Here is a 12,574-nt window from a genome sequence, read left to right as displayed (position 1 = left end):
GATACTCTTTTATACGATATCGGACGACAGTACTTTAAGAACAAGCAGGGTATGACAGCCAGACAGTATCTTGCAAGAGTAATTCATTTATCCAAAAATGATGAACTTATAGAAAAAGCCAGGCTTCTTTTAGGACAGATTTATATAAATGAAGAAGATTATGATTCAGCAAAAAAGGAATTTGATTCAATTCTTGAAAAAAATGAAAATTCTGCTGACGCACATTATGAACTTGGTGTATTATATGAAAAGCTTGGCGATTATGTTAAAGCCCGCTATGAGTGGCGTAAGTGCTGTAAAATACAGGTAAATCATCCAGGTGCAACTAAAAAGCTTCTTGAAGCAAAAAAATAAAAAAAGCAAACTCTGGGAGGAATATATAAATGGGTTTTTTTGATAATTTTACTACGGACATTGGAATTGACCTTGGAACATGTAACACTTTAATTTATGTTCGCGGTCAGGGAATCGTTATAGATGAACCTTCCGTAGTTGCAGTAGAAAAGGGAACAGGTAAAGTAGTAGCTGTTGGTTCAGAAGCTAAGCGCATGCTCTGGAAAACACCTACAAATATTGTAGCTATCAGGCCTCTTGCTGACGGTGTTATTTCTGACAGTATTTCTACAGAAAAAATGATTAAATACTTTATTTCAAAAGTAATTCCAAAGCGTCATCTTTTCAAATCAATCAGAATGAAAATCGGTATTCCATCCTGCATTACTCAGGTAGAAAGGGATGCTGTTATGGCAGCTGCTTTAAAAGCCGGTGCTAAAGAAGTAGAAGTTATTGAAGAAAGTCTTGCTGCTGCCATTGGTGCAGAAATTCCTATTTATGAACCTGCAGGTCACATGGTATGCGACATTGGTGGTGGTACAACAGAAGTTTCTGTTATTTCCCTTGGTGGTATGGTAGTTACAAGTTCCATCCGTGTTGGCGGAAACTCTTTTGACGAAGCAATCATTAAGCACATTAAAAATATTCATAATCTTATCATTGGACAGCAGATGGCAGAACGCCTTAAGGTAGAAATCGGAAATGCCATGGCAGACAAGACAAATGACAAGATGGAAGTTAAGGGTACAGATTCCATTACAGGTCTTCCTAGAAGAATTGAAGTTGACTCTGTAGAAGTAAGGGAAGCCCTTAAAGAACCAGTAAGCAAAATTGTTGAAGAAATAAAGAAGACTCTCTCAAGAACTCCTCCTGAACTTAATGCTGATATTGTTGAACGCGGTATCATTATGTCTGGTGGAAGTTCAATGCTTAAAAACCTAACAACCCTTATTTCTAAGGAAACAGGTGTTCCTGTAACAAGAGTAAAGAAACCTCTGGAATGTGTTGCAAGGGGAGCAGGTGAAGCCTTTGAACTCTTTAAGAACATGTCTTCTATAAGATCTGTTTACGACAACCTTAACAACTAAGTTATGAAAAAAAGTCCCTTTACTTTTCATCTCCCGGAAATACTGCTTATTGCTATGGTACTTTTTAGTGCCGTAATGCTGGGATTTTCTTCTGGAAAATTCATTGTGAGCTTTAATTCCGTGGGATTTACAGTTTTTTCTTCCCTTCAGAAAGGCCTTAACTCAGTAGTTTACTTTTTTACTGACAAAGTCGATGGCATTAAGGAAATTTCCAACCTTAAGCAGAAATATGCAAGACTTAAGGACAAGCTTGAAGATTACGAGCAGATTAAAAGGGTAAATACTGAATACGTTAAGGAAAACGAAAGACTTAAGTCCCTGCTGGATTTTAGGGATACAATTGAATATAAAAATATTCCTGCAAGAATTATAGGAAGGGATCCGGATGCCCTTTATTCCGGAATTACGATTAACAAAGGTGCCCGCCACGGTGTACGTAAGGGTATGAGTGTTATTGCGGTTCAAAATGGTGACAGGGGTATTGTTGGTAAAATTGTAACTGTTGGATATGGTACAAGTATTATCATGCCTGTCTACGATTCCCAGTGTCATATTTCTGTAAGGATTCAGAATACAAGGGACGTTGGTATTGTCTCAGGAACTGGTACCCAGGAAAAATATCTTAAGCTTAACTATATCAGAAAAAGACTTGTAGCTGATTTTCATACAGGTGATATTATTGTTACCAGCGGTGAAAACGGAAACTATCTTGCAGACATTCCTGTAGGTAGAATTTCAAACATTACTTCCCTGGATTATTCGTCTTCCCTGGATATTGATGTAGATCCTATTATTGATTTTGCAAGACTGGAACATGTTATAATCATAGACCTGACAGAAGCTGCGGAGAAAAAAACAAATGATTAAAACAATATCTGTAAGTTCACTGATTTTACTTTGTACTGCAATTCTTGAAGCTGCGGTTATTTCTAACCTGACTTTTCTTCCTTCTACACCTGACTTACTTATGCTCTGCGTATTGTTTTTTTCACTTCACAACGGAAAAATTGTTGGTGAAACCACAGGATTTGTATCAGGCCTTTTTCTTGACTTTTTAAGTTCAGCACCCTTTGGATTAAACTGTCTTTTTAGGACAACCCTGGGTTATCTTTCAGGACTTTTTGCAAAAACCCTTAATACAGAAGGTATTCTTGTCCCTGCCATGCTGGGATTAATTGCTTCTGTTTACAAAGGACTTTTTCTCCTTCTTCTTTCTTTCCTTTATCCTTCTAAAATTACAATCTATTCAATTTTTGATCTCAGTTCTCTTTTTGAAATTCTTATGAATATTGTATTTGCACCAATAGTATTTACTATCCTTAAATTCTTCAGAAATTCCATTATCGTTTCTCCGGAGACAAGATTATGATTTATGGAAGATACAGTGGCGGCAACAGTCCTAACAGGGATTTTAAAATTGCTGTCCTGACCCTGATAATTATATTCTCACTTTCTCTTTACGCTGTAAGGCTTTTTACAATTCAGGTAATTTCTGGAAAACAGTATCGTGAAGATACAGATAAAATCTCTACAGACTATGATGAACTTCCGGCACAGAGGGGTGAAATTTTTGACCGTAATAATAATGTTGCCCTTGTAATCAACACAGACTCATTTGCCGTTGAACTTACCACAGGAAACATTCCAAAAGGTTATTATGATACAGTTACTACAAAGCTTGCCCAGTATCTTGGCATATCAAAATCCAGTATTGATGAAAAAATAAAGGGCAGATATAACAGCTATGCCCCTGTTCAGGTTAAAAGAAATGTTCCCCTTAATATCATCAGTAATATTGCAGAAAATATTACTGACTTTCCAGGGGTAACATGGAAGAACAAGCCAAACAGAAACTATCTTGAAAGCGGTTCCATCAGCCATGTTCTTGGTTATGTTGGTACAATTACTGATGAAGAATTGAACCTTAACTATAATAAAGGTTATAAAGACGGAGACGTAATCGGTAAAACCGGTATAGAAAAACAGTATGACCTTATTTTAAAAGGTAAACCTGGACGGGTAAAAAGAATTGTCGACGCACAAAGAAGGGTTCTTAATTCCCTTACAGATATAGAAGCTCCAGAAAGCGGAAAAAAACTTGTACTTACAATTGATACAACAATTCAGCAGCTGGCAGAACAGGCTCTGGGAGAAAGGGTAGGTTCAATAGTAGTATTAAAACCTGCTACAGGAGAGATCCTTGCCATGGTTTCTTATCCTTACTATGACAACAATCTTTTTTCCAGCGATGATTCAAATCTGCTTTATAAAAAAACAACACAGATGCCAAACAACCCCTTCCTTAACAGGGCTGTAAATGCTGAGTATCCTCCGGCTTCTACATTCAAAATTATCATGACTACTGCACTTCTTAATGAAAATGCCTATCCGGAAGAAAAAACTATTTTGTGTCCCGGAAGTATTAATTACGGTAACCGCATATTCAGATGCCACGTATACCGCAGTGGTGGAAGACATGGTCCCCTTAATCTTAAAAATGCCCTTGCCCAGTCCTGTGACGTTTATTACTGGATAGCCGGACGTGACTATCTGGGAGTTGATACTATTGGCGAATATGCCCATGAATTTGGTCTTGGAGATTCCCTTCAGCTTGACCTTCCTGCAGATACTCAAAAAACAGGTTTAGTACCTTCACCAGCTTACCATGAACGTAAAACCCATAAAGAATGGCTGGGTGGTGATACCATGAATATGTCCATCGGTCAGGGAGATAACCTTGTAACTCCCCTTCATATTGCTGATATGATGGCTATGGTGTGCAATTCCGGAGTTATTTACAAACCTCATCTTCTTAAAGAAATAAGGGATCCTGTTACAGATGACATCATTCAGACAATTCAGCCTGAAGTTCTTAAAAAGGCAGACAACATTTCTCCTGAAGTATGGAAGAAGGTACAGGCCGACTTAAGATATGTAATTACAGATGGTACTCCACAGTATCCTCTTGCTAACAAAAGTGTACAGATTGCCGGAAAAACCGGTACAGGTGAAGACAGCAGCCTTCTTGCAGACCACTGGCACAGCTGGATGGTTACTTATGCTCCTTATAATGCAAAGCCAGAAGATCAGGTTGTCGTTTCAGTACTTGTTGATGGTGTAAACAAATGGGAATGGTGGGCACCTTACGCCTCCAATATAGTTCTTCAGGGAATATTCAATGATCAGACCTATGAAGAAGCAGTAGAATCACTTCCTAATGTAAAATATGAACTTACTTATGGAAGGAGCAGCAGCCGGGGTCGACAGGAATGACATTCAACTTTCTTAAAAAATATGATTTTCCTCTGATGATTTGTATTACAGTCCTTACTTTTTTTGGTATTCTCTTTATTTATTCTGCGGCTGTTACTTCTGAAGGTATAATAGAAAATAATGAATATATAAAACAGATTATCTGGTTTTCTACAGGACTTGTAATTTTATCAACAGTAACATTTATTGATTATAGAAAATATATAAAATTCATTCCTTATGTATATGCAGGAACAATACTTCTGCTTATTTTTACCTTTATTCTTGGAAAGAATACTAACGGTGCAACCAGCTGGTTTTCTTTTGGAAAGGTAAAAATTCAGCCTTCTGAATTTTCTAAAATTGTATACATACTTATGCTGGCTCATTTTCTTGATGTCTCAGAAAAAATAAATGAAAGAAAAAGATTTATTTACGCTGCAATCATAATGTTTGTTCCGATGGGCATTATCCTTATTCAGCCTGACATGGGTACAGCCAGTGTATTTCTGCCAATCTTCCTTTTTATGTGCTTTATGGCAGGAATTCCTTTACGCTATCTTTTTATGATTTTTTTTACCCTGGTGCTTACCCTGGTATTTACGGTTCTTCCAACCTGGGAAACTCAGATTGCCCGCAGGTCCATACCTGTAATTCACCTGCTTTCAAACAGGCGCTACCACATTCTTGTAACCCTGCTTTTTATTATTTTAACAATCATCTCTGCTTTGGGACGAATTCTCTTTAAGACAAATTATTACTACTGGCTTACATATTTTTTTGGTATCATAGCAATGGCTCTTTTCTTTTCTCTTGCAGGTTCTACAGTACTTAAGCCTTATCAGATTACCCGTCTTATTATATTTCTTAAACCGGAAGTTGATCCTGATAAAACAGGCTACCATCTTATTCAGTCTAAAAATGCTATTGGTTCCGGTGGTATTTTTGGTATGGGTTATCTTCAGGGAAAAATTACCCATCTTAAATTTCTTCCTGAAAAAAATACTGACTTTATCTTTAGTGTAATCTCTGAAGAATTCGGTTTTATTGCCGGGATAAGTATTTTTATTCTTTATCTTTTTATATTCCTTAGAATAATTTTGATTATGAAGCAGACATCAAATAATTATGCTACCTATATTTGCGCAGGTATACTTGGCATGATTTTTTATCACTTTATTGTTAACGTAGGAATGACAATCGGCATTATGCCTGTAACAGGTATTCCTCTGCCATTTCTTTCATACGGAGGTTCCGCTTTGTATACAAATATGATTGCCATGGGACTCCTTATGAGTATTCATTCCAGAAGGCTGGATTTTTAATCACATGAAACTAATTAAACCTCTTATTGATTTTGGAAGTGACCTTAACAGGGTTCAGTCTCCATCCCGCTATACAGGCGGAGAGTATGGTATCACTGTTAAGCCCCATGAAGACAATGACTCCTACTTTAATTTTGCTGTAGCTTTTCCTGATCTTTACGAAATAGCCATGTCCAATCTTGCAGTAAAAATTATTTACAACGGACTGAATGCTATTGAGGGAGTAAGATGCGAAAGAGTTTTTTCTCCTGATACAGATTTTGAACAGCTGCTTACAGAAAAAAATATTCCCCTTTATACACTGGAAACAGGCATGCCGCTTAAAGACTGCCAGATGATTGGTTTTTCCATTGGCTATGAACTGGGAATTACCCAGGTCCTTGCCATGCTGGAAAAGGGTGGTGTTGAACTTCTTGCTAAAGACAGAAAAAATGACTCTCCAATTGTAATTGCCGGTGGCTGCGGAGTAACAAATCCTGCACCCTTTGGTGATTTTTTTGATGCCGTATTTATTGGAGAAGCAGAAGACGGACTTTTTAAACTTGTTCAGGAATTAAAGGACCTTAAGCTTAAAGGGGCTGACAGAAGTGAAATGATAAATCACATAAAGACAAAATCCTTTATGTGGACAAAAGACAATACAATTTCTCACAAGGCAAGAAGAAGTGTTCAGGCAGATTTTGGTCTTGTACCATCTGTACCTGACTGGTATCCAATGCCTTCCGTAAAAACCGTTCAGGACCATGGTGTTGTAGAAATAATGCGCGGCTGTCCAAACGGCTGCCGCTTTTGCCATGCAGGTGTTTATTACAGACCATCAAGAGTAAAAAGCCTTAACCTTATTATTGACGAAATTGATCATCTTGTTTTTGACTGCGGCTACAGGGAAATCAGCCTGAACTCTTTAAGCTCCGCAGACTTTCCGGATGTAGGTGGTCTGCTGGATATACTTAACAAAAGATATGAAGGCTACAATGTATCGTTTCAGCTTCCATCATTAAAAGTAAACAGTATGTCCCTGGATATTCTGGAAAAGCTTTCTGTTGTAAGAAAAAGCGGATTAACCTTTGCTGTCGAAACTCCGGATGAAATGTGGCAGCTGAGCCTTAATAAAGAAGTTTATGCCCAGCATCTTGAATCAATTATTAAAGAAGCAAAATCCAGGGGCTGGAGCAGTGCAAAGTTTTACTTTATGATTGGTCTTCCCCTTGGAAAGTATTTTGGGGGAGAAGATACTAAAAGTGAAGAAGAAGAAATCTGTAACTTCCTTATTGATCTTCAGGCAAAAACAAGAATTCAGTGTAACGTAAATATCGGCGTATTTATTCCTAAGCCTCATACTGCATATCAATGGGTAAAGCAGATTACTATAGAAGAAGCCCAGAAAAAAATTGATTATGTTCATGAACATCTGCCAAGAGGTAAGTTTAAAATCGGCCGTCATAATTTTAATGCCACAATTCTTGAAGGCCTTTTAAGCAGGGGAGATGCAAGAGCCGGTAAAGTTATTCTTAGTGCCTATAAAAAAGGAGCAAGGCTTGATGCATGGGATGAACACCTTAAGGTAAACATGCCTTTGTGGGAAGAAGCAATGGCAGAATCAGGCTATGACGTAAAGGGATGGATTTACAGGGACTGGGATGAAAATGAAGTGCTGCCCTGGGATTCTGTAACTCTTGGTACATCAAAAGCTTTTTTTCAGAAGGAATGGCAGAAATCAAAAGACCATGTACTTACAAAAAAATGCAGCAGTGACTGTGACCATAAGTGCGGCATCTGCAACAGTAAGGAAAATGTAAAGGTTCACACTAAAGAAGAAGTGGAAAAAGTTTTAAATGCTTCACAAATTCCTCCTGTTAAAAAAAGTACCATTTATCCTGACTGCAATATTCCCGTTCTTTACAGGGTCATTGCTTACTTTACAAGAAGTAAGGGAGCTGAATATACTGCATATCTTGCTCAGGTAGAAATTTTCCACAAAGCTGTCTTAAGAAGTGCCCTGCCTTTTGTTTTTACAGCAGGCTTTAATCCTATTCCCCGTCTTGAATTTGCTACGGCAATGACTTTGGGAATTGAATCCCTGGAAGAAACAGCAACCTTCTATCTTCACGAAATGACAGACAGTCAGACCTTCATCGATAAAATGAATGAAAGCCTTCCTGAGGGTTTTAAAATTACTCAGGCTTATATCTTCCCGGTTACAAATCTCCGCAAAAGGGAAACTCTAGCCCAGGGTCTCTGGGGTGGGGAATACGAATATAAAGTAAAGGATGAATCCCTTCTTCCTTATTTTAAGTCTGATGAATTCAATTCATTTAAAGAAAAATATAATCAGGCTGAATTTAATTTTATAAGGGACAGACATTTTACCGCCAGACTTCCTGTAAGTGATAAAGCCTTTAGAACTTCGATGGAAGAGTTTACCGGTAAAAAATGGTACGAAATCTGTGATATTAAAAAGATTCATACCCTGGCTAAAAATATCATTACCGGATGGACAGCAGCTGATGAAGACAAATGGCGTAACGATAACAAAAACTTTGTAAAGGAAGAAGCTTCTGTTTCTTCAGGAGAAGTTATCAGCTTTATGAAGCTTTACCAGCAGATTGCAAAAATAAACCTCGACCTTATAAATAAAAGAAAAGACCTTACGGAAATCAGAAAGGAATTTTATAAAGAACATCCTGAAGTTAAGGAAAAACACAATCGAGAATAAGTCTCAAATATATTCTCCTAATTTATTCTCCATGGTATAAATACTGCATACTAAAGTTAGCTAAAACTAACTAAACCAAGGAGAATAACATGGCAACAAGAAGAGGCCCACGATTCAAGGAATGCAGGCGTTTAGGTGTAAATGTGTGCGGACATCCTAAAGCAATGAATCGCGCAAACGCACCGGCTTTTAAGAAAAAGCACAAGATCTCTGAATACGGACTTCAGCTTATCGAAAAGCAGAAGATTAAGGCGTATTATGGAATCCTTGAACGTCAGCTCAGACGTTACTACGCCCTTGCCCTTAAAAAGGAAGGCAAAACAGGTGAAGAACTTATCCGCATGCTTGAAACAAGACTTGATAATCTTGTATACAGGGCAGGATTTGCATCTTCTATCCGTATGGCCCGTCAGATGGTTACCCACAGACATTTCACAGTAAACGGTAAAAAAATCAACATTCCATCTTTTGGCGTTCCTGTTGGATCAGAAATCTGTCTTGTAGAAAAGGACAGAAAAAATCCTCAGTTTAAAAAATGCTTCCTTGAACTTAACAAGGCTCCCCTGGAATATCTTGAACGTAACGAAGAAAACTTCAGTGCAAAACTTGTTTCTTATCCTCAGCGTAACAAGATTCCTGTAGAAATCAATGACCAGCTGGTAGTTGAATTCTACTCAAAATAAAATCTAAATAAGAAGGTCTGATTATGAAAGTTTCAAATGCAAAACCAAGATATACATCATCAAAAGATACCCTTATGGGTTACAGGGAAATTGCATCCCTTCTTAAGCTCAGCAAAAAAGATGCTGTTGTGGACAGAAGACTCCTGAACGATTCTTTCCAGGATATGTGTGCTTATCTTGAAGTTGACCTTGAAGCTTCCTTCGATGTAAATACATTTCCATCAGACCTAAAAGAAGCACTGGTTGCTATCTTTGCCAGCAAGCATGCCCTTTATAAAAGTGCTGCAGATTTTACCAGCGGTTACGATATGGATGATGTAATAGAAGAAAAGTTTGAAAAAGGAATTCTTGACCCGGATGAATTTTTTGACAGATTTTCTACCATCCCTGCTGATGCTGAAGCAATTTTAGACAGGTACAAAAAGTTCAGTATGTCAAAATACAGACTTACAGAAGCAAGCTGATATTTAGATTTTAGAAGACCGGTTAATAAATGGGGTACACTTTACACTTTACCTCATAAAAGCCGGTCTTTTTTTTTTATTGAAGTCTTATTCAAACTCTGATAAAGTTGAAACACATTTATGGCTTCAACATTCGATTTATCTAAAATACTTGAAAACAATCCTGTTCTCTCATTAAAAAAGCAGATTGCCTATACTATTAAACTTACTATTCCTGGAATTATTGCCCAAATCAGTTCAATAATCATGCAGTATATTGACGCTTCTATGGCCGGCAAACTTGGTGCTGACGCTTCTGCAGCTATTGGACTTACAGCATCTTCTACCTGGGTACTGGGCAGTCTTTCAAATGCCCTTTGTCTTGGTTTTACAGTTCAGGTTTCTCACTCAACAGGTGCAGGAAATAAAAAAGAATCAAAAACAATTTTCTTTAATTCAATTTTGTGTACCCTGATTTTTTCTTTTTTTCTGGCCCTGCTGTCTGCAGTAATAAGCCCTTATCTTCCTTTCTGGCTTGGTTCAACTTCCAGAATAAATACTGATGCCACATGGTATTTTTTAATATTCGGATTGTCCACACCTCTTTTTATAACAGTCTATCTCATGAGCGGAATGCTTCAGTGCTCCGGCAATATGAAACTGCCTGCCATAATGAATGCCCTCATGTGCTTTATGGATGTTGCCTTTAACTGGCTTTTTATCTTTAAACTTAATCTTGGAGTAAAAGGGGCTGCCCTGGGCACAGCAGCATCTGCTTTTGTAACCGCTGCCGGTCTTTTTTACTATACTGTCTTTAAAAATGATTACCTTAAGCTGAAGTGCAGGGAAATATTGAAAACTAAATTTGCGGTAATTAAAAAGGCTGTAAAAATTGCCCTCCCTGTAGGTCTGGAAAGTACAGCCTTTACAGGCGCCCTTGTTGTTGTAGCAAGAATGATAGCTCCTTTAGGAAGTGCAGCTCTTGCAGCAAACTCATTTGCAACTACAGCAGAAGCCCTTTGTTACATGCCGGGCTATGGAGTTCAGGAATCAGCTATAACGCTTGTCGGACAAAGTACGGGAGCAAAAAGAGATGACCTGACTAAATCATTTTCTGTTATAACCCTTCTGTTAGGAATAGGTCTAATGAGTCTTGCTGCAGTTGTCATGTGGTTTGCCTGTCCTCTTGTTTTTTCTTTTTTAACACCTGACCAGGAAATTCAGGCTCTGTCTGTAAAAGTATTACGTATTGAACTTTTTTGTGAACCTTTTTATGCTGCAGCAATCGTAAGTTCAGGAGCTTTAAGAGGTAAGGGGGATACTTTTATTCCGGGCCTTATGTCTTTATTCAGTCTCTGGGTTGTAAGGCTTGGATTGTCTGCACTTCTTATTACAGATTACAAATTAACGGGAATATGGATAGCTATGACAGCAGAACTCTGCTTTAGGGGAATTATTCTTATGCTGAGGCTTTTCTGCTTTAAGAAAAAAGCAGGGTAATTTTACTTCCGGCAACCTGCTGTTTATTAAGTTGCCGTTCATACTATAAGCCCCAGAAGTTTTGCTTTCTCAAGAAGGTCGTGTCTGTCTTTAATATCGAGTTTTGAATAGAGTTCGGTTCGCTGATTGATGACTGTCTTTTTTTTGGCGCTCTGCTTGTTTTTAAGTTCAACTTCTTTTTACGAAAAACCTTTGCCATCATCTTTTATAATAAAGCGGAAGTCATCGATTCCGTCTACAAAACGGATTTCCACATTGCTCGCGTTTGCATGGCGGCTGATGTTGGAAAGCGCTTCCTGCAGGATCCGGATAAGTTCAATCTGAACATTTTCGCTTAAATGCTGAATTTTTGTTGAACCAATATAGACCTTTGTTGAAATGTTGTAGTTTGCTTCAAGCGTTACCGCCAGTTTTTTTACAATTTCTTCAAAGCTTTCGTTCAGGTTCAGGTGGGTGGTTCCAATCATATAGCGTACTTCGTTAAAAGCCTGCTGAGCATAAAACTTTGATTTTGAAATATCTTCTTTTTCAAGATAAAGCTTAAGTGCCGCAAGATCCTGAGCAACGCCGTCGTGAAGGTTGCGGCTGATTTTAGACTATTCTTCACTCATAACTTTAAGGCTGAATTTTGAGCATCTGGGAATCCAGTTCCGAAATCTTTTTGTTTGAGTAGGTCTTAAAATAAATGGAAAATCCAAAATTGATTATTGCCACATAGATGATGAGTAATTCAATTTTAAAAACATGCTTCAATGTTAAAGCAACACTTTTGCTCATGCGCCAAGTAAACATCAAAAGTCCCGTTTTTGTTTGGGAAATTTTCCCAAGAATTTTAGGAAATCGTCCCAAAGGAATTTTAGTGTGATGATGTAGAATCATCCAGCAGAGAAAATTATTAAATAATTTAGGAGATTCGAATGAATAAGATTTTGAAGATTTTAAGTATTTTAGTTATTGGTTTTGTGATGTTCTCTTGCAGCACACCTACAAATAATCCAGTAGAAGAGACACCTGCAGTTCCAACATATTCAGTTATTTTTACAACTACAGATCCTTATCTTCAGATTTATGTAGATTATTTAAATACTTTACCTGAATTTAAGAACCTTGAAGAAGGTGATGAAGTAATTCTTCTCAAACATTTATACACTAATAATAATGAAAGTGAGATTACAAAGGAAATTGTTGAAGATTCTAAATATAATGTGTTTTTCTATTATGATAGCAATCCCGG

Annotated in this window: 12 protein-coding genes; 11 read left to right on the top strand and 1 reads right to left on the bottom strand. The window is 37.5% G+C overall.

From position 1 onward, the window contains the following. The 10 genes from K6D58_RS02460 to K6D58_RS02415 form a co-directional block, all read left to right on the top strand. Positions 1 to 354 (top strand): tetratricopeptide repeat protein (locus K6D58_RS02460; RefSeq protein WP_296827200.1); only part of this gene is annotated, 354 nt, incomplete at its 5' end. Positions 355 to 383: 29 nt separating this feature from the next. Beyond that, positions 384 to 1,421 (top strand): rod shape-determining protein, encoded by a 1,038-nt coding sequence (locus K6D58_RS02455; protein ID WP_184651730.1) that lies wholly within the window; start codon positions 384 to 386, stop codon positions 1,419 to 1,421. A gap of 3 nt (positions 1,422 to 1,424) precedes the next feature. Continuing rightward, positions 1,425 to 2,288, top strand: coding sequence for a rod shape-determining protein MreC (mreC, locus tag K6D58_RS02450; protein WP_296827195.1), 864 nt, complete (start codon positions 1,425 to 1,427; stop codon positions 2,286 to 2,288). Continuing rightward, complete coding sequence (gene mreD, locus K6D58_RS02445) at positions 2,281 to 2,790, top strand: rod shape-determining protein MreD (RefSeq protein ID WP_296827193.1); 510 nt, start codon at positions 2,281 to 2,283, stop codon at positions 2,788 to 2,790. The genes mreC and mreD overlap by 8 nt, the downstream gene beginning before the upstream one ends. Continuing rightward, positions 2,787 to 4,694 (top strand): penicillin-binding protein 2, encoded by a 1,908-nt coding sequence (gene mrdA / locus K6D58_RS02440; RefSeq protein ID WP_296827192.1) that lies wholly within the window; start codon positions 2,787 to 2,789, stop codon positions 4,692 to 4,694. The genes mreD and mrdA overlap by 4 nt, the downstream gene beginning before the upstream one ends. Next, complete coding sequence (rodA, locus tag K6D58_RS02435) at positions 4,691 to 5,998, top strand: rod shape-determining protein RodA (protein WP_296827190.1); 1,308 nt, start codon at positions 4,691 to 4,693, stop codon at positions 5,996 to 5,998. The genes mrdA and rodA overlap by 4 nt, the downstream gene beginning before the upstream one ends. A 4-nt stretch (positions 5,999 to 6,002) precedes the next feature. Continuing rightward, positions 6,003 to 8,714 carry a TIGR03960 family B12-binding radical SAM protein gene (locus K6D58_RS02430; RefSeq protein ID WP_296827188.1) on the top strand — a complete coding sequence of 904 codons (2,712 nt, stop codon included), beginning with the start codon at positions 6,003 to 6,005 and terminating at the stop codon, positions 8,712 to 8,714. 89 nt (positions 8,715 to 8,803) lie between these two features. Then, positions 8,804 to 9,397: a 30S ribosomal protein S4 gene (gene rpsD / locus K6D58_RS02425; protein WP_296827186.1), complete on the top strand. Its 594-nt coding sequence runs from the start codon at positions 8,804 to 8,806 to the stop codon at positions 9,395 to 9,397. A 23-nt stretch (positions 9,398 to 9,420) separates the two neighbouring features. Further along, complete coding sequence (locus tag K6D58_RS02420) at positions 9,421 to 9,861, top strand: hypothetical protein (protein ID WP_296827184.1); 441 nt, start codon at positions 9,421 to 9,423, stop codon at positions 9,859 to 9,861. Positions 9,862 to 9,981: 120 nt separating this feature from the next. After that, positions 9,982 to 11,340 (top strand): MATE family efflux transporter, encoded by a 1,359-nt coding sequence (locus tag K6D58_RS02415; RefSeq protein WP_296827182.1) that lies wholly within the window; start codon positions 9,982 to 9,984, stop codon positions 11,338 to 11,340. A 179-nt stretch (positions 11,341 to 11,519) separates the two neighbouring features. On the opposite strand, the gene K6D58_RS02410 is transcribed toward K6D58_RS02415, so the two are convergent. Continuing rightward, the gene (locus K6D58_RS02410) at positions 11,520 to 11,807 is read right to left on the bottom strand and encodes a sensor histidine kinase (protein ID WP_296827180.1); all 288 of its coding nucleotides are present in this window, start codon (positions 11,805 to 11,807) and stop codon (positions 11,520 to 11,522) included. Between the two features lie 450 nt (positions 11,808 to 12,257). Between K6D58_RS02410 and K6D58_RS02405 the strand changes: the two genes are divergently transcribed. Beyond that, on the top strand, positions 12,258 to 12,574 hold a 317-nt coding region (locus K6D58_RS02405; RefSeq protein ID WP_296827179.1), incomplete at its 3' end, for a hypothetical protein.

Origin of the sequence: Treponema sp., from assembly GCF_024696245.1 — a bacterium.
Classification (GTDB): domain Bacteria; phylum Spirochaetota; class Spirochaetia; order Treponematales; family Treponemataceae; genus Treponema_D.
This window is presented reverse-complemented; position numbering and strand designations above follow the sequence as displayed.